We start from the raw sequence: 16,328 nt of genomic DNA, 5'->3' as shown, positions 1-16,328 counted from the left end.
CGATGAGCGCGCCCATCGAGGACTACGCCCTCGTCGGCGACCAGGAGACCGCCGCCATGGTCGGCAGGGACGGTTCCGTCGACTGGCTCTGCCTGCCCCGCTTCGACTCCCCGGCCTGTCTCGCCGCCCTGCTGGGCACCGAGGACAACGGGTTCTGGCGTCTGGCGCCGACGAGCGGCGGCCGCTGCACGAGCCGTGCCTATCGGCCGGGCACGCTGGTCCTGGACACGCTGTGGGAGACACCGGCCGGCACGGTCCGCGTCACCGACTTCATGCCGCCCCGTGCCCGGCTGCCCAGCCTCGTGCGGGTGGTCGAGGGCCTCTCGGGCAGCGTGACCGTGCGCAGCGCGCTGCGGCTGCGGTTCCACCAGGGGCGGGTCGTGCCGTGGGTGCGGGACCTCGGCCACTGCACCGTCGCGGTCGCCGGGCCGGACGCCGTCTGGCTGGGCGCCGACGGCATCGTCCGGGTCGTACCCGGCCCGGACACGGTCGACTGGGAGATGACCCTGACCGCCGGACACCGGCTCACGCTGACGCTGGTCTGGGCCCCCTCGCACCGGCCCGAGCCGCCCGCGCCGCTGCCCCTGCCCGCGGAGACCGTGCTCAAGGAGACCGTCGACCACTGGCACCGCTGGACCGCCCGCTGCCGGTACCAGGGGCCGTGGCGGGACGCGGTGGTGCGGTCCCTCGTCACCCTCAAGGCCCTCACCTACGCTCCCACCGGCGGCATCGTCGCGGCCGCGACCACGTCACTGCCCGGCAGCATCGGAGGCGAGCGCAACTGGGACCACCGGTTCTGCTGGCTGCGCGACTCGACCCTCGCCCTGTCCTGCCTCCTGCGCAGCGGATACCGCGACGAGGCCAGGGCCTGGCTGGACTGGCTGGTGCGGGCCATCGCGGGCGACCCCGCCGACCTCCAGACCGTCTACGGCGTCGGCGGCCAGCGGCTCCTGCCGGAGACGGAGGCCCCCTGGCTGCCCGGGTACGCCGGCTCACGCCCGGTCCGGTTCGGGAACTCCACGGCACACCAGTTCCAACTCGACGTCTACGGCGAGGTCCTGGACACGCTCTGGCTGGCCCTGCGCGCGGGCATCCCGATCCCCGCCCATGTATGGACCCTCGTCGAGGCGTTCATGGACCACCTCCTACGGCACTGGCGCGAACCGGACCACGGACTGTGGCAGATGCCCGGCCCCGGCCGGCGGTTCGTGCACTCCAAGGTCATGGCGTGGGTGGCCGCCGACCGCGCCCTGCGCATGGGGGAGGCACTGGGCCGGACCGGCTCCTCGGCCCGCTGGCGGTCACTGCGCGACGAGGTCCACCGCGAGGTCTGCCGGGAGGGCTGGGACGCCGGGCAGCGATCCTTCGTTCAGTCCTACGGCTCGCCGGCGCTGGACGCCTCGGCCCTGCTGATCCCACGTCTCGGCTTCCTGCCCGTCACCGACCCGCGCGTGCTCGGCACCGTGCGCGCGATGCGCCGTCTGGAGCACGGCGGGTTCCTGCGCCGCTACGGCCAGGGCAGTACCGGCGACGGCGGGCAGGACCTCGACGGCCTGGGCGGCACCGAGGGCACCTTCGTCGCGTGCTCCCTCTGGTACGCCGAAGCCCTCGCCGCCACCGGGCAGCCGGAGCGCGCCCGGGAGCTCTTCGAACGGGTCCTGGACATACGCAACGACGTCGGACTGCTGGCGGAGCAGTGGGACCCGGACGCCGGACGGCACCTCGGCAACACCCCGCAGGCGTCCAGCCACATCGCCCTCGTCGAGACGGCGTTCGCCCTCACCCCGGAAACTCAGGGCCTGACGAGCAGCTGGAAGTCGAAGGCGTACCGCGAGGCCCGGTAGATGTGGGTGCCGTACTCGACCGGGCGGCCCGTGTCGTCGAAGGCCGTGCGCTGCATGGTCAGGACCGCAGCGCCCTCCTGTTCGTCGAGCCGGGCGGCCTCCTTCCCGGTGGCGCGGCGGGCACCGATGGTCTGGCGGGCGCTGTGCAGGGTGATGCCCGCCGTGCGGAGCATGCGGTAGAGGCCGGTGGACTCGAGGCGGTCGCTGTCCAGGGCGAGCAGCCCGGCGGGGAGGTAGTTGCAGAGCAGCGCCACCGGCTGGCCGTGGGTCAGGCGCAGCCGTTCCAGGAGCATGACCTCGCCGCCCTCCGGCACGGACAGCGCGGCGGCCACGTCGGCGGGCGCCGGCACCGTCTCGTTGCGGACCACCCGTGTCGCCGGACCCTGGCCGGCCGCCTCCAGGTCGTCGTAGAGGCTGCTGAGCTCCAGGGGGCGCTTGACCTGGCTGTGCACCACCTGGGTGCCCACCCCGCGCCGCCGGACCAGCAGACCCTTCTCCACCAGGGTCTGGATGGCCTGGCGGACGGTCGGGCGGGACAGACCGAGGCGGATCGAGAGGTCGATCTCGTTGCCCAGGAGGTTCCCCGGGGCCAGCACGCCGTGCTCGATCGCCTCCTCCAGCTGCCGGGCGAGCTGGTAGTACAGCGGCACCGGACTGCCCCGGTCCAGGGCGAAGTCCAGCGAGTCGAGCGCGGGCGCGGTCGCGGCACGGGACATGGCACCGGGCTTCGCCATGGAGGTACCTCCCTCAGCGGGTCGGGGACGGGGGGTCAGAGGTGGGTGCGGCGGGCGGCCGTCTGCCGGTCGTACTCCGTCCGCGCCGCCACCGCGGCCTCGCGCGAGGCCGTCTCGGCCACCGGCACGTCCCACCAGGCCTCGGCCGGGGGAGCGGCCGGGTTCGCGGTGTCCGTCTCGACGTACACGCAGGTCGGGCGGTCCGAGGCGCGGGCCGCGGCCAGGGCCTCGCGCAGCTCCCGCACGGTCTTGGCGCGCAGCACGTCCATGCCGAGGCTCGCCGCGTTGGCGGCCAGGTCGACCGGGAGCGGGGCCCCGCTGAAGGTGCCGTCGGCGGCCCGGTAGCGGTAGGCCGTGCCGAACCGCTCGCCGCCCACCGACTCCGACAGGCCGCCGATCGAGGCGTAGCCGTGGTTCTGGATCAGGACCAGGTTGATCGGCAGGCCCTCCTGGACGGCGGTGACCAGCTCGGTCGGCATCATCAGGTAGGTGCCGTCGCCGACCAGCGCCCACACGGGGGTGTCGGGAGTGGCCTGCTGGACACCGATCGCCGCCGGGATCTCGTAGCCCATGCAGGAGTAGCCGTACTCCAGGTGGTACTGGCGCGGGCTGCGGGCCCGCCACAGCTTGTGCAGGTCGCCGGGGAGCGAGCCGGCCGCGTTGATCACCACGTCCTCGTCGCCGACGACCGCGTCCAGCGCGCCGAGCAGCTGGGTCTGGGTGGGGACGGCGTGCTCGTCGGCGGCCTCGAAGGCCCGCGCCACGACCCGCTCCCAGCGCTCCTTGCCGGTGCCGTACTCGGCCTCGTACGCCGCGTCCACACGGTGGCCCGCCAGCGCCGACGTCAGTGCTTCCAGACCCGCCCGCGCATCGCACACGAGCGTCCGCGCGGCCAGCTTGTGGGCGTCGAAGGCGGTGATGTTGAGGTTGAGGAAGCGCACGTCCGGGTTCTGGAAGAGGGTGCCGGAGGCGGTGGTGAAGTCGGAGTAGCGGGTGCCGACGCCGATGACCAGGTCCGCGGTGCGGGCGAGGTCGTCGGCGACGGCGGTGCCGGTGTGGCCGATGCCGCCCAGGTCGGCGGGGTGGTCGTGGCGCAGGGAGCCCTTGCCCGCCTGGGTGGACGTGACGGGGATGCCGGTGGTGTCCACGAGGTCCTTCAGGGCCTGCTCGGCCTCGCTGTGGTGGACGCCGCCGCCCGCCACGATCACCGGGCGGGCCGCCGCGCGGATCACCCGGACCGCCTCCGCCAGTTCCACCGGGTCGGGCGCGGGACGCCGTACCCGCCACACCCGCTCGGCGAGGAACTCCTCGGGCCAGTCGTAGGCCTCCGCCTGGACGTCCTGGGGGAGTGCGAGGGTGACCGCGCCGGTCTCGGCCGGGTCCGACAGGACGCGCATGGCCTGGAGGGCGGACGGGATCAGGGCCTCGGGGCGGTGGATCCGGTCGAAGTACCGGGAGACCGGGCGCAGGGTGTCGTTCACCGACACGTCCGCCTCGGTGGGGTGCTCCAGCTGCTGGAGCAGCGGGTCGGCGGGGCGCGCGGCGAAGTAGTCGCCGGGCAGCAGCAGGACCGGCAGGCGGTTGATGGTGGCCAGGGCCGCGCCGGTGACCAGGTTCGTGGCGCCCGGGCCGATCGACGTGGTGACCGCCTGGGCCGACAGCCGGTTCAGCTGGCGGGCGTGGCCGACCGCCGCGTGCACCATGGCCTGCTCGTTGCGGCCCTGGTGGAACGGCATGGCGTCCTCGCCGGCCTCCAGGAGGGCCTGTCCGATCCCCGCCACGTTCCCGTGACCGAAGATGCCCCAGGTCCCGGCGATCAGCCGGTGCCGTACGCCGTCCCGCTCCGTGTACTGGACGGACAGGAACCGCACCAGGGCTTGGGCGACGGTCAGGCGGGTGGTGGTGCTCATCAGGACTTCTCCGGTGCCGTGTCGAGAGGGGGAGGGAGGACGGGGGGAAGCGGGCCGGTCACCGCAGGGCGCCGTCGAGAGAGGTGCGGGCCGTGAGGGCGTAGCGGACGGTCCTCTCCAGCTCCCAGCCGGAGAGCAGGCCGTGGCACAGCGCGCCGCCGAACCCGTCGCCCGTGCCGTAGGCGGCCACGGGGGCCTCCACGGGGGCGGACGGCACGTCGGCGGTGGTGCCGTCGCGGTGCACGGCCAGGACGCCCTTCGGGCCCCGCCTCACCACGGCCAGCTCCACGCCCGCCGCGAGCAACGCCTCGGCGCAGGCGTGCGGCTCACGCACTCCGGTGGCGACCTCGCACGCGTCGAGATCGCCGACCGCGACGGTCGCGTGCCGCAGGGCCTCGGCGTAGTGGGGCCGGATCTCCTCGGGACCCGTCCCGGCTGTGCCGTCGTCCCCGAGCGCGGGCCGCCAGTCCAGCTCGATCACCGTGGTGGCCGCCCGGTCCCGGCACTTGAGGGCGGCGAACGTGGCCGACCGGCTCGGCTCCGCGCTCAGACCGGTCCCGGTGATCCAGAAGACACGGGCCGCCCGGATGGCGAAGCAGTCGAGCTCGTCCGTGTGTATCCCCAGGTCGGGAGCGCCGGCGACCGGCGTCGCCGAGTCCGCCGTCCGGGTCACCCAGCGGTTGTCGACGCCGGACTCCGTGAGGGTCTGGTGGAGATACGCGCCGAAGGAATCGGCTCCGGTGCGGGTGATGACGGCGGCGGAGCGGCCGAGCCGGGCGGCGGTGACCGCGACATCCACGGCAGGACCCCCGAGGACCCTCCCGGAGGACCCGTGCCGGGGCCCTGGCACGCCAGGTCGGTGCGGGTGGAGATCAACTCCGATACGGCCCATACTGATCACGTCGAACTGCTGCACTGGCTCGACCATGCGCGACGCTCCTCGGTCCGGACTGGGGGTGCGAGGCCCTCCGGGCCCGTTGCATCCCCAGGTGTAGGACTCGAAGGGCGAGCCTGTCAATAGTTTGTACTTACATTCGGACCTGTTCGTGAAATGATGTCTTAACAAAGTATTGACAGCGGCAGCGCCAGGGGAGTTGGATCCCGTCCCAACACAAGTTGGCGCGTTTTCACAGATCCCACCCCCTTTCCCGACGTACTCCCCGTCGCACAGTGAGGTGCAAGGAAAGATGGACCGCTCTTCTCTCTCCCGTTCGCGGAGATTCGCCCCCGTCGTGGCCCTCGCCGCGGCCGCGGCCCTGACGCTCGCCGGCTGCTCCAGCAGCTCGGGCGGCAAGAAGTCCGAGGAGAGCGCGGACGGCGCCTCCGCGGGCAAGGCCACCACGCCCCGGATGACCATCGCCCTGGTCACCCACCAGTCGCCGGGCGACACCTTCTGGGACATCGTCCGCAAGGGCGCCCAGGCCGCCGCGAACAAGGACAACGTCAAGCTGGTCTACTCGGCGGACCCGAGCGCGGGCGGCCAGGCCAACCTGGTGCAGAACGCCATCGACCAGAAGGTCGACGGCATCGCGATCACCCTCGCCAAGCCCGACGCCCTCAAGGACGTCGTCGCCAAGGCGAAGGCGGCCGGGATACCCGTCGTCGGCCTCAACTCCGGTGTCAGCGAGTGGCAGAAGCTCGGCCTGATGGAGTTCTTCGGCCAGGACGAGACGGTCGCCGGTGAGGCGCTCGGCAAGCGGCTGAACCAGGAGGGCGCCAAGAGCGCCGTCTGTGTCATCCAGGAGCAGGGCAACATCGGCCTCACCCAGCGCTGCGACGGCGTGAAGAAGACCTTCACCGGCAAGTTCCAGACGCTGAACGTCAACGGCGCCGACATGCCCTCGGTGAAGTCGACCATCACCGCCAAGCTCAGCCAGGACAAGTCCATCGACTACGTCGTGGCCCTCGGCGCGCCCATCGCCCTGACCGCCTCGCAGGCGGGCTCCGACGCGGGCAGCAAGGCGAAGGTCGCCACCTTCGACCTCAACAAGGACCTGACGACGGCCATCAGCAAGGGCACCATCGCCTTCGCCGTCGACCAGCAGCCCTACCTCCAGGGCTACCTGGCGATCGACTCGCTGTGGCTCTACAAGAACAACGGCAACTACATGGGCGGCGGCGAGCAGCCGGTGCTCACCGGCCCGGCCTTCGTGGACAAGTCGAACGTGGACGCCGTGGCGAAGTTCGCCGCGAAGGGCACCAGGTGATGGGTATGACCCAGCACGCCGAGCCGGCGGTGACCACACCGCCGGCCCCCGGCCCCGGCCAGGCGAAGGACGGCCGGACCGCGGAACGACCGCTCGCCCTGCGGCTGTTGGCGCGCCCCGAGGTAGGGGTGTTCCTGGGTGCGGTGGCGGTGTGGGTGTTCTTCCTGATCGCCGCCCCGCCGGTGCGCGAGGGCAGCGCGATGGCGAACATCCTCTACCAGTCGTCCACGATCGGGATCATGGCGCTGCCGGTCGCGCTGCTGATGATCGGCGGCGAGTTCGACCTGTCGTCCGGTGTCGCGGTGATCACCTCGGCGCTGACCGCGAGCATGTTCGCCTTCCAGCTCACCCTGAACGTGTGGGTGGGCGTCTTCGTGGCGCTGCTGGTGGCGCTGGGCATCGGGTTCCTCAACGGCTGGCTGGTCGTCAAGACCGGGCTGCCGAGCTTCCTGATCACCCTGGGCACGTTCCTGATCCTCCAGGGCGTCAACCTCGCGGTGACCAAGCTGGTCACCGGGAACGTGGCCACCGACGACATCAGTGACATGGACGGCTTCGACCAGGCCAAGAAGGTCTTCGCGAACTCCTTCGAAGTGGGCGGCGTCCAGATCAAGATCACCATCATCTACTGGCTCGTCTTCGCTGCCCTCGCGACCTGGGTGCTGCTGCGCACCAAGTACGGCAACTGGATCTTCGCGGTCGGCGGCAACAAGGACTCCGCCCGCGCGGTCGGCGTGCCGGTGAACTTCACCAAGATCAGCCTGTTCATGCTGGTCGGCTTCGCCGCCTGGTTCGTCGGGATGCACAACCTGTTCTCCTTCAACACCGTGCAGTCCGGCGAGGGCGTGGGCCAGGAGCTCATCTACATCTCGGCCGCGGTGATCGGCGGCTGTCTGCTGACCGGCGGCGCGGGCTCGGCGATCGGGCCGGTGTTCGGGGCGTTCATGTTCGGCATGGTCCAGCAGGGCATCGTCTACGCCAACTGGAACCCGGACTGGTTCAAGGCCTTCCTCGGCGTGATGCTGCTCGGCGCCGTCCTGATCAATCTGTGGGTCAGCCGCACGGCGACCCGGAGGTGACCCACCCATGACCACTGAAGAGACCGGCACGCACGGCGCGATCCTCGCCGACACCCCCGACACTCCCGCGGGGGACGGGGCGATCGTCGAACTGCGCAACGCGGGCAAGTCCTACGGCAACATCCGCGCCCTGCACGGCGTCAGCCTGAAGGTGCACCCCAGCCAGGTGACCTGCGTGCTCGGCGACAACGGCGCCGGCAAGTCCACCCTCATCAAGATCATCTCCGGGCTGCACCAGCACACCGAGGGCGAGTTCCTCGTCGACGACACCCCGGTCCACTTCACCACCCCGCGCGAGGCCCTCGACAAGGGCATCGCCACCGTCTACCAGGACCTCGCCGTCGTCCCCCTGATGCCGGTCTGGCGCAACTTCTTCCTCGGCTCCGAGATGACCAAGGGCCCCTGGCCGATCCGTCGCCTCGACATCGAGAGGATGAAGAAGACCGCGGACGAGGAACTGCGGAACATGGGCATCGTCCTCGACGACCTCGAACAGCCCATCGGCACCCTGTCCGGCGGCCAGCGCCAGTGCGTGGCCATCGCCCGAGCCGTGTACTTCGGCGCCCGCGTCCTCATCCTGGACGAGCCCACCGCCGCCCTCGGCGTCAAGCAGTCCGGCGTCGTCCTCAAGTACGTGGCCGCCGCCCGCGACCGCGGACTCGGCGTCATCTTCATCACCCACAACCCGCACCACGCCTACATGGTCGGCGACCACTTCAGCGTGCTGCGCCTGGGCACCATGGAACTCTCCGCCTCCCGGGACCAGATCACCCTGGAGGAGCTGACCAACCACATGGCAGGCGGCGCCGAACTCGCCGCGCTCAAGCACGAGTTGTCCCAGGTGCGCGGCGTCGACACCGAAGCCCTCCCGGAAGAGGAAGACCTCACCGTGGCGGCCGGCGGCGAGGGGAAGTCCTGAGGTGGCGGCCCCGCTCGACCGCATCCGCGTCGGTTCGGCCCCGGACTCCTGGGGCGTCTGGTTCGCCGACGATCCGGCGCAGGTGCCGTGGGAACGCTTCCTGGACGAGGTCGCCGAGGCGGGCTACTCCTGGATCGAGCTGGGGCCGTACGGCTATCTGCCGACCGACCCGGCACGGCTGACCGACGAGATCGCCAAGCGTGACCTGAAGGTCTCGGCGGGCACCGTCTTCACCGGCCTGCACCGCGGCCCCTCGGTCTGGGAGTCCACCTGGGCGCACGTCAGCCAGGTCGCCGCGCTCACCCAGGCCGTGGGAGCGCGGCACCTCGTCGTCATCCCGTCCTTCTGGCGGGACGACAGGACCGCCGAGATCCTGGAGCCGCCCGAGCTGACCCACGAGCAGTGGGCCCACCTCACCAAGGGCATGGAACGCCTCGGCCACGAGGTCAAGGAGGCGTACGGGCTCGACCTCGTCGTCCACCCGCACGCCGACACCCACCTCGACACCGAGGACCACGTCGAGCACTTCCTGGACTCGACGGACTCCGAACTCGTCAACCTCTGCCTGGACACCGGCCATTACGCCTACTGCGGCGGGGACAGCGTCAAGCTGATCGAGTCGTACGGCGAACGCATCGGCTATCTGCACCTCAAGCAGGTGGACCCGGCGGTCCTCGCGGAGGTCGTGCGCGACGAGGTCCCCTTCGGCCCGGCCGTCCAGCGCGGCGTGATGTGCGAACCGCCCTCCGGAGTACCGGAGTTGGAGCCCGTGCTGGTCGCGGCGCAGAAGCTCGGCGTGGAGCTGTTCGCGATCGTCGAGCAGGACATGTACCCGTGCGAGCCGGACAGGCCGCTGCCGATCGCGGTGCGCACCCGCGCGTTCCTGAGGTCCTGCGGCGCCTGAGAGGGATGACCATGACCGAGCGAGGCACCCTCGGTGTCGCCGTCATCGGCACCGGCAAGATGGGTGCCGACCATGTCCGACGTATCCACGAGGTGGTCAGCGGGGCCCGGGTGACCGCCGTCGTGGACCTCGACGCGGACCGTGCCAAGCAGATCGCCGCCCGCGTGGAGGGCTGCACCGCGCACACCGACCCGGCCTCCGCGATGGCCGCGTCCGACGTGGACGCCGTCCTCATCGCCTCGTCCGGGCCCGCCCACGAGGAGGCACTGCTCCTCGCCCTGGAGCACGACCTGCCGGTGCTGTGCGAGAAGCCGCTCACCCCCGACGCGGCCTCCGCGCTGCGCGTCCTGGAGGCCGAGCGGGCACTCGGTCACCGGCGCGTCCAGGTGGGCTTCATGCGGCGCTTCGACGCCGAGTACATGAAGCTCAAGTCCCTCCTGGAGACAGGACAGTTGGGGCGGCCGCTCATGCTGCACAACCGGCACCGCAACGCCGCCAGCCCGCCCTTCTTCACCAGCTCCATGCTGATCAGCGACTCCGTGGCGCACGAGACGGACGTGACCCGCTGGCTGCTCGGGCACGAGATCACCGCGGTGACGGTGCTGCGACCGACCCCGTCGGCGAATGCCCCAGAAGGCCTCCAGGACCCGCAGTTCGTCGTCCTCGAGACCGACGGCGGCGCCCTCAGCGACGTCGAGATCTTCGTCAACTGCGGCTTCGGCTACCAGGTCCAGGCCGAGGTGGTCTGCGAACGCGGCACCGCCCGCATCGGCGACGGCCACGCCATGGTCACCAACATGGCCGGCCGCTGGGGCGGCACCGTCGCCCAGGACTTCGTCGAACGCTTCGCCGACGCCTACGACCGCGAGGTGCGGGCCTGGGTCGACGCCACCCGCCGCGGTGACGTCACCGGGCCGAGCGTGTGGGACGGCTACGCGGCGGCCACGGTGTGCGAGGCGGGCGTGCGCTCGCTGGAGGACGGGGGCCGGGTGCCGGTCGAACTCGTGGAGCGGCCCGCGCTGTACGGCTGACCGGCCGCCGCGCAGGGGGAGTTCGGCGAAGTTCCCTCGTGCTCGCTAAGCAGTCGTCGAATCGCGGCATCTTCGGGACGCCCTGTGCCACCATGGCGCGGCTGTCCTCGGCGGGGCGGCGAGGGGGTGCGCATGGGAGTCGTACGGATACTGCTGCCGTTGCCGCGTGCGGCGGCCAAGTGGGCGCCGGAGAAGGGCGGACCGCTGCTCGGGGCCGCGCTGTCGTACTGCGTCACGCCGTCCTGGGCGGGACTGCCACCGCCCTCGCCGGCGCGGCGGCTGGCCTGGGCCGAGGAGGCGGTCGCGGCCTACCGCGCGGCGGCCGACACGGCCGGCCTGAGCCGCGCCCTGGCACTGCGCGCCCACGCGCTGCTGCTCTCCGGCCGCTTCGAGGAGGCGTGCGGGGCGGTGGACGAGGCGGTGGCTGTGTGGGGCGCCGGGGCGGGCGGGGACGCGGGGGAGGCGGTCGCAGTGCGGGGTGCGCGGGACCGTACGACCCCGGACGAGGCGGCGGCCGCCGGTGCGGGTGCGGGTGCGGGTGCCGACGAGGTGACTGCCGCCGGTGCGGCCACAGGCCATGCGACTGTCGCTGGTACGGCAGCGGATGATGCGGCCGCCGCCGGTGCGGGTCTGGGCGGAGTGAGCGCCGTGCCGGATGTGTGCGCGGGGGCGGCGGTCGGTGGGGGCGGTGCGGTGTCGCCTGCGGTCGCCGCCTTCCTCGGGGACGTGCGGGCGCAGGCGCTCGCCGGGGTGGGGCGGGCCGAGGACGCCCTGCCGGTGGCCCGGGCGAGCGTGGCGGCCTACCGGCGCCTGCCCGCCCCCGACCGCAGGGACCGGGCGCTCGGCAGTCTCCCGGGCGCGCTGCGGACGTACGGCATGCTGCTCGCCACGACCGGCCGCCGCGAGGAGTCCGTGGCCGTCTACGAGGAGTGCGCCGCGCTCCTGGCCGCCATGTCGCTGCGGGAGCTGGCCCACGTCGAACGGGTGCGGCCGCAAGTGCTCGCCGAACTGGTCGGTGTGCTGCGCGCGTCGGGACGCCACGAGGACGCGCTCGGCGTCGGCCCCGAGGCCCGGGAGGCGCTGCGGGGGCCTCTCGCGTGGACCGTCCCCGAGACCGTGCTGCCCCTGCGGGTACGGCTCCTGGTCGACCTAGCCCGCTGCCACACCGCCACCGGCGACCCGGCCGAGGCCCGCGCCTGCGCCCAGGCGGCGGTCGCCGAGGCCCGCAAGCCGCACGGCGCGGGCGAGTTGACCTCGGCGCTGGACTGCCTCGCCGACGTGCTCGGTGAACTGGGCCAGACCGACAAGGAGTCGCTCGCCCGGCGCGAACTGGCCGAACTGCGCGACACCTAGGAGGACATGCGCGGCCGCGGCTCGAACCCCGCCGCCCAATAGGCGCCGTCGACGAGGGTCATCGTCGCCTCCGCGTCCTCCGCGTCCAGCGGCAGCGCCACGCCCCCGCGCACCCGGTCCGCGAACGCCTCCAGCTGGTAGGTGTACGACGACCGGGTGCCGAGCCGCTCGGTGCGTTCACCGTCCGCCGTGCGGACCACGAGCCGGTCGTCGAGGTGCGGCAGCACGAAGTTCGGCGCGAGCACCTCGCCCAGGGACCCGGTGACCCGGCAGCTCATCTCCAGCCGGTCGTACGCCATGTGACAGCGCGCCGACCCGGTCGCCCCGCCGGGGAAGGCCAGGTCGGCGTCGAGCCACTCGTCCACCCCGGGTGCCTGCGCCCGCTCCCCGCCCCGCGCGGAGACCAGCCGCGGGGTGCCGCCCGCCCAGGGGGCCAGCATCCGCAGCGCGTGCAGGCTGTAGCAGCCGAGGTCCATCACCGCGCCCCCGGCCAGCGGCAGCGACCAGCGCGGGTCGCCGTCGGGCGGTGCCGGGATCGCGACCAGGGCCTCGACGTGCCGCAGCTCGCCGATCTCCCCGCTCGCGAGGATCTCGTGGAGGCGCCGGGTGACCGGGTGGAAGAGGTAGTGGAAGGCCTCCATGAACACCGTCCCGGCCTTCGCGGCCGCCTCCCGCACCTCGGCGGCCTCCTCCGCGTTGCTCGCCGACGGCTTCTCGCTCAGGACGTGCTTGCCGGCCGCGAGCGCGGCGAGGTTCCACGGCCCGTGCAGCCCGTTGGCCAGAGGGTTGTAGACGACCTCCACCTCCGGGTCCGCGATCAGCTCGGCGTACGACCCCGCCACCCGCTCCACACCGTGCTCGGCCGCCCAGGCCTCGGCGCGGGACCGGTCGCGCGCGGCCACCGCGACGACCCGGTGACCGGTCGCCCGGGCCGGACCGATCAGCGACGACTCGCTGATCCGCGCGGCTCCCAGCACTCCGATGCGCAGCGGTTCACTCATCTCAGCGGTTCCTCCTGGCTGGTGGCGGGACGGTCGTCCCGCCGGGTCGGTGCGCCCTGAACGGGCGGGAAACGGCGGCGCACGAGGTCCTGGGCGTGGGCCACCACGCACTCCACGAGCTCGAAGGCGGGCAGTCCGCCGACATGGTAGGTGCGGTCACGGCCCTGGAGCGCGTCCAGGCGGTCCAGCGCGCCGTCCCGGAGGTCGTCGGATCCGAAGTGCGGCATGAACGCCCAGCCGTGCACCAGGTGCACCTCGCCGAGCTGCCCGCCGAGCGCCTCGACGTCCTCCCGCAGCAGCGCCGTGACCTCGTCGGGGCGGCCGTAGGAGTAGAAGGTCCGCACGTCGCTGCCCGGGTAGCGGTGGTGGTACGACACGCAGTGGCCGGCCGTCTCGCGGCTCGCCGTGTGGGCGGCGAGGAAGTAGAAGGCGTCCTCGGGCAGGCCGGACGCGGTGGCGAGGGTGGTGTGGTAGGCGTGGGAGCGGATCCGTGCGGCCAGGTCGCGCTCCTCTTCGTCGGCGTCCAGGGCCGGCAGGATCCGGTCCGGCGGGACGGCCAGCACCAGGTCGTCCGCGTCGACCGGCCCCGAGTCGGTGTGCACCCGCACCCCGTCGGGGCGCCGCTCGACCGAGGTCACGCGCACCCCGCACCGCACGTCCTTCAGCTCCTCCGCGACCCGGCGCCACAGCGTGGCGAACCCGCCCACCACCGTGAAGTCGCCCTTGTGGCCGAGCAGTTCGGGCCCGGGGTCCAACAGTCCGGTCATCTCGGCGTACTTGACGAAGTACAGCGCGGGTACGCCGTCGTCGAGATGGCCGTACCCGGCGGCCGTGAACCCGGTGGCGAAGGAGTCCGCCATCGACTCCAGGCCGTGCCCGGCGAGCCATTCGGGGACGGGCGCGGCCAGGGCCCGGGCGGAGTGGGCGAGCCCGGGTTCGGCTATGCGCGGGAACTCCCGTTCGCGCAGCGCCCGGTAGCGGTGCAGGGAGCCGTCGCGCAGGAACGCCATCGGCTGCCGGGCGGCTACTCCTCCGGGCGCGTCGAGGACGCGGTAGCGGCTGGTGCGCTCCGTCTCCACGTCCAGGTCCGTCAGCAACTCGGCGATCCGTTCGTACCTGTTGGTGCAGATGTGGCCGCCGAGGTCGTAGGCGCGGCCGTCGGTGTGCACGCTCCGGCACTTCCCGCCCACCGATTCCCGCTCCTCCAGGACGGTCACCCGGTGGCCGGCCCGCTCCAGTTCGCGGGCGACGGCCAGGCCGCCCGGTCCGGCGCCGACGACGGCAACGGTCCGGGGGGCTGCGGTGTCGCGTAACTCCTGCATGCTCGTGACTCCTGGGTCGGTCGGACGTGGCGGGCTCTCATGGTCGTACGGAGAGATCACGTGACCGTAAACGGGTGTCGCGGGCGCGCTGTTCACCGGGCCGTGTCCCGGGCGCGGACGCCCGGGACACGGCGGTGGCGTCAGGCGGAGCGGACCTCGGCGATGGTCACCGGGCGGTGCTCGTTGAGGGACAGCGTGCACGCCTCGGCGATCCAGCCCGCCTCCAGCGCGTCCGCGATGGTGCACGGCGAGGGCCGGGTACCGGCCACGACCTCGGTGAACGCGGTGAGTTCGGCGCGGTAGGCGGCCGTGAAGCGGTCCATGAAGAAGTCGTGCGGGGTGCCCGCCGGGAAGGTCACACCGGGCTCGACCGAGCGCAGCGGCAGCTTGTCCTCCAGGCCCACCGCGATGGAGTCCTGGAAGCCGTGGATCTCCATGCGGACGTCGTAACCGCGGGCGTTGTGGCGGGAGTTGGAGACCACCGCGATGGTGCCGTCGTCCAGGGTCAGGATCGCGCCGGTGGTGTCGGCGTCGCCCGCCTCCTTGATGTACTCGGCGCCCCGGTTGCCGCCGACGGCGTACACCTCGACGACCTCCCGGCCGGTCACCCAGCGGATGATGTCGAAGTCGTGCACCGAGCAGTCCCGGAAGATGCCCCCGGAGGCGGCCACGTAGGCGGCAGGCGGCGGGGCCGGGTCCAGGGTGGTCGAGCGCACGGTGTGCAGCTTGCCCAGCTCACCGCTCTGCACGGCGGCCCGCGCGTTCACGAAACCGGTGTCGAAGCGACGGTTGTAGCCGATCTGGATCGGCACTTCGCTGCCCTCGACGGCCCGGAGGACCCCGACGCCCTCGCTCATGTGCTTGGCGACCGGCTTCTCGCAGAAGACGGGGATGCCGGCCTCGACGCCGGCCAGGATCAGCCCGGGGTGGGCGTCGGTCGCGGCGGCGACCACGATGCCGTCGACGCCGGCGGCCAGCAGGGCCTCCGGCGAGTCCACGACCTCGCCGCCGAAGCGCTCCGCGGCGGACTTGGCGGCCTCGGCGAACGGGTCCGTGAGGACGAGGGACTCGACGGCGTCGAGTCCGGAGAGGGTCTCGGCGTGGAAGGCGCCGATGCGGCCGAGGCCGAGGATTCCGATACGCATGGGGGTGCAGCTCCTTGAGGGTTTTTCCGGTGAGCGGTGTGTTCGGTGAGCGGGGAGTCTCACGAGGTCTTTCGCGGGTGGGGAGGGTGAGGTCAGTCGAGGCCGCCCAGGACGTTCTGGTCCCAGTCGATCACCGATCCGGTCACCACGCCCGACCGGTCGGACAGCAGGAGGACCACGAAGTCGGCGATCTCGTCGGGCTGGCCCAGCTTGCCCATCGGGAGCCGGGCCGCGGCCTCCTCGCGCCAGTCGTCGCCGGCGCCGTGGAAGGCCTTCTGGGTGGCGTCCTCGCCCTCGGTCGCCGTCCAGCCGATGTTCAGGCCGTTGATCCGCACCCGGTCCCAGCGGTGCGCGTGCGCCGCGTTGCGGGTCAGGCCGATCAGCCCGGCCTTCGCCGCCACGTAGGGGGCGAGGAAGGGCTGTCCGCCGTGCGCCGAGGAGGTGATGATGTTGACGACCGTGCCGGGCGCGCCCCGTCCGACCATGTCCGCGACGGCCGCCTGCATGGCGAAGAACGGCGCCTTCAGGTTGATCGCGATGTGCTGGTCGAACAGCTCGGGCGTGGTGTCGAGGAGGGTGCCGCGGGAGGTGAGCCCGGCGGAGTTCACCAGGCAGTCGACCCGGCCGTACGCCTCCACGACCCGGGTGACGGAGGCCTTGGCCTGCTCGGCGTCGGCGAGGTCGGCGCGCACGAAGAGCGCCTTGCCGCCGGCCGCCTCCAGCTCCGCGACCAGCGCCTGACCGGGTTCCGGCCGGCGCCCGCTGACGGCCACGACCGCCCCCTCGCGGACCGCGGCCCGGGCGATGGCGGCACCGACGCCCTGGCTGCCGCCGTTGACGAGGACGACCTTGTCGTCGAGAAGTCCCATGGATGTGCTC

General features: G+C 72.5%; 14 protein-coding genes. 7 read left to right on the top strand and 7 right to left on the bottom strand.

Translation table 11 applies throughout. From position 1 onward, the window contains the following. Positions 1–2 precede the first annotated feature (2 nt). Positions 3–1,844 carry a glycoside hydrolase family 15 protein gene (locus H295_RS0110665; RefSeq protein ID WP_020135349.1) on the top strand — a complete coding sequence of 614 codons (1,842 nt, stop codon included), beginning with the start codon at positions 3–5 and terminating at the stop codon, positions 1,842–1,844. On the opposite strand, the gene H295_RS0110660 is transcribed toward H295_RS0110665, so the two are convergent. From H295_RS0110660 to H295_RS43080, 3 genes are read right to left on the bottom strand one after another with little or no spacing between them, the layout of a single operon-like run. Then, on the bottom strand, positions 1,793–2,578 hold the full coding sequence (locus H295_RS0110660; protein ID WP_020135348.1) for a GntR family transcriptional regulator: 786 nt from the start codon (positions 2,576–2,578) through the stop codon (positions 1,793–1,795). The genes H295_RS0110665 and H295_RS0110660 overlap by 52 nt on opposite strands. Before the next feature lie 35 nt (positions 2,579–2,613). Then, a complete protein-coding gene (iolD, locus tag H295_RS0110655; protein ID WP_020135347.1) occupies positions 2,614–4,488 on the bottom strand; it encodes a 3D-(3,5/4)-trihydroxycyclohexane-1,2-dione acylhydrolase (decyclizing) in 1,875 nt (624 codons plus the stop codon). A gap of 58 nt (positions 4,489–4,546) precedes the next feature. Beyond that, entirely contained in the window at positions 4,547–5,416 is an 870-nt protein-coding gene (locus H295_RS43080; RefSeq protein WP_051135532.1) for a PfkB family carbohydrate kinase, read from the bottom strand. Positions 5,417–5,675: 259 nt separating this feature from the next. Between H295_RS43080 and H295_RS0110645 the strand changes: the two genes are divergently transcribed. From H295_RS0110645 to H295_RS0110620, 6 genes are all read left to right on the top strand, one after another. Then, positions 5,676–6,695: a sugar ABC transporter substrate-binding protein gene (locus H295_RS0110645; RefSeq protein WP_028809242.1), complete on the top strand. Its 1,020-nt coding sequence runs from the start codon at positions 5,676–5,678 to the stop codon at positions 6,693–6,695. Further along, complete coding sequence (locus tag H295_RS0110640) at positions 6,695–7,774, top strand: ABC transporter permease (protein WP_028809241.1); 1,080 nt, start codon at positions 6,695–6,697, stop codon at positions 7,772–7,774. Before H295_RS0110645 ends, H295_RS0110640 begins: the two co-directional genes overlap by 1 nt. A 7-nt stretch (positions 7,775–7,781) precedes the next feature. Next, positions 7,782–8,693: an ATP-binding cassette domain-containing protein gene (locus H295_RS0110635; RefSeq protein ID WP_020135343.1), complete on the top strand. Its 912-nt coding sequence runs from the start codon at positions 7,782–7,784 to the stop codon at positions 8,691–8,693. 1 nt (position 8,694) lies between these two features. Beyond that, positions 8,695–9,597: a sugar phosphate isomerase/epimerase family protein gene (locus tag H295_RS0110630; protein ID WP_020135342.1), complete on the top strand. Its 903-nt coding sequence runs from the start codon at positions 8,695–8,697 to the stop codon at positions 9,595–9,597. Between the two features lie 11 nt (positions 9,598–9,608). After that, positions 9,609–10,628, top strand: coding sequence for a Gfo/Idh/MocA family protein (locus tag H295_RS0110625; protein WP_028809240.1), 1,020 nt, complete (start codon positions 9,609–9,611; stop codon positions 10,626–10,628). A 132-nt stretch (positions 10,629–10,760) separates the two neighbouring features. Further along, a complete protein-coding gene (locus tag H295_RS0110620; RefSeq protein ID WP_028809239.1) occupies positions 10,761–11,981 on the top strand; it encodes a tetratricopeptide repeat protein in 1,221 nt (406 codons plus the stop codon). On the opposite strand, the gene H295_RS0110615 is transcribed toward H295_RS0110620, so the two are convergent. From H295_RS0110615 to H295_RS0110600, 4 genes are all read right to left on the bottom strand, one after another. Beyond that, positions 11,978–12,982, bottom strand: coding sequence for a Gfo/Idh/MocA family protein (locus H295_RS0110615; protein WP_020135340.1), 1,005 nt, complete (start codon positions 12,980–12,982; stop codon positions 11,978–11,980). The two genes, H295_RS0110620 and H295_RS0110615, sit on opposite strands and share 4 nt — an antisense overlap. Then, complete coding sequence (locus tag H295_RS0110610) at positions 12,979–14,304, bottom strand: protoporphyrinogen/coproporphyrinogen oxidase (protein WP_028809238.1); 1,326 nt, start codon at positions 14,302–14,304, stop codon at positions 12,979–12,981. Before H295_RS0110610 ends, H295_RS0110615 begins: the two co-directional genes overlap by 4 nt. A gap of 140 nt (positions 14,305–14,444) precedes the next feature. Further along, positions 14,445–15,449, bottom strand: coding sequence for a Gfo/Idh/MocA family oxidoreductase (locus H295_RS0110605; protein ID WP_020135339.1), 1,005 nt, complete (start codon positions 15,447–15,449; stop codon positions 14,445–14,447). Between the two features lie 92 nt (positions 15,450–15,541). Beyond that, on the bottom strand, positions 15,542–16,318 hold the full coding sequence (locus H295_RS0110600) for an SDR family oxidoreductase (RefSeq protein ID WP_020135338.1): 777 nt from the start codon (positions 16,316–16,318) through the stop codon (positions 15,542–15,544). Positions 16,319–16,328 lie beyond the last annotated feature (10 nt).

Source organism: Streptomyces sp. 351MFTsu5.1, from assembly GCF_000383655.1.
GTDB lineage: Bacteria > Actinomycetota > Actinomycetes > Streptomycetales > Streptomycetaceae > Streptomyces > Streptomyces griseorubiginosus.
Note: the sequence above shows the minus strand (reverse complement) of the source record. Positions and strands in the feature narration are given on the sequence as shown.

Excerpts from the sequence above, each read along its gene's own strand:
- H295_RS0110665 (WP_020135349.1), top strand. The coding sequence starts at position 3 with ATGAGCGCGCCCATCGAGGACTACGCCCTCGTCGGCGACCAGGAGACC.
- H295_RS0110660 (WP_020135348.1), bottom strand. The coding sequence starts at position 2,578 with ATGGCGAAGCCCGGTGCCATGTCCCGTGCCGCGACCGCGCCCGCGCTC.
- iolD (WP_020135347.1), bottom strand. The coding sequence starts at position 4,488 with ATGAGCACCACCACCCGCCTGACCGTCGCCCAAGCCCTGGTGCGGTTC.
- H295_RS43080 (WP_051135532.1), bottom strand. The coding sequence starts at position 5,416 with ATGGTCGAGCCAGTGCAGCAGTTCGACGTGATCAGTATGGGCCGTATC.
- H295_RS0110645 (WP_028809242.1), top strand. The coding sequence starts at position 5,676 with ATGGACCGCTCTTCTCTCTCCCGTTCGCGGAGATTCGCCCCCGTCGTG.
- H295_RS0110640 (WP_028809241.1), top strand. The coding sequence starts at position 6,695 with ATGGGTATGACCCAGCACGCCGAGCCGGCGGTGACCACACCGCCGGCC.
- H295_RS0110635 (WP_020135343.1), top strand. The coding sequence starts at position 7,782 with ATGACCACTGAAGAGACCGGCACGCACGGCGCGATCCTCGCCGACACC.
- H295_RS0110625 (WP_028809240.1), top strand. The coding sequence starts at position 9,609 with ATGACCGAGCGAGGCACCCTCGGTGTCGCCGTCATCGGCACCGGCAAG.
- H295_RS0110620 (WP_028809239.1), top strand. The coding sequence starts at position 10,761 with ATGGGAGTCGTACGGATACTGCTGCCGTTGCCGCGTGCGGCGGCCAAG.
- H295_RS0110615 (WP_020135340.1), bottom strand. The coding sequence starts at position 12,982 with ATGAGTGAACCGCTGCGCATCGGAGTGCTGGGAGCCGCGCGGATCAGC.
- H295_RS0110610 (WP_028809238.1), bottom strand. The coding sequence starts at position 14,304 with ATGCAGGAGTTACGCGACACCGCAGCCCCCCGGACCGTTGCCGTCGTC.
- H295_RS0110605 (WP_020135339.1), bottom strand. The coding sequence starts at position 15,449 with ATGCGTATCGGAATCCTCGGCCTCGGCCGCATCGGCGCCTTCCACGCC.
- H295_RS0110600 (WP_020135338.1), bottom strand. The coding sequence starts at position 16,318 with ATGGGACTTCTCGACGACAAGGTCGTCCTCGTCAACGGCGGCAGCCAG.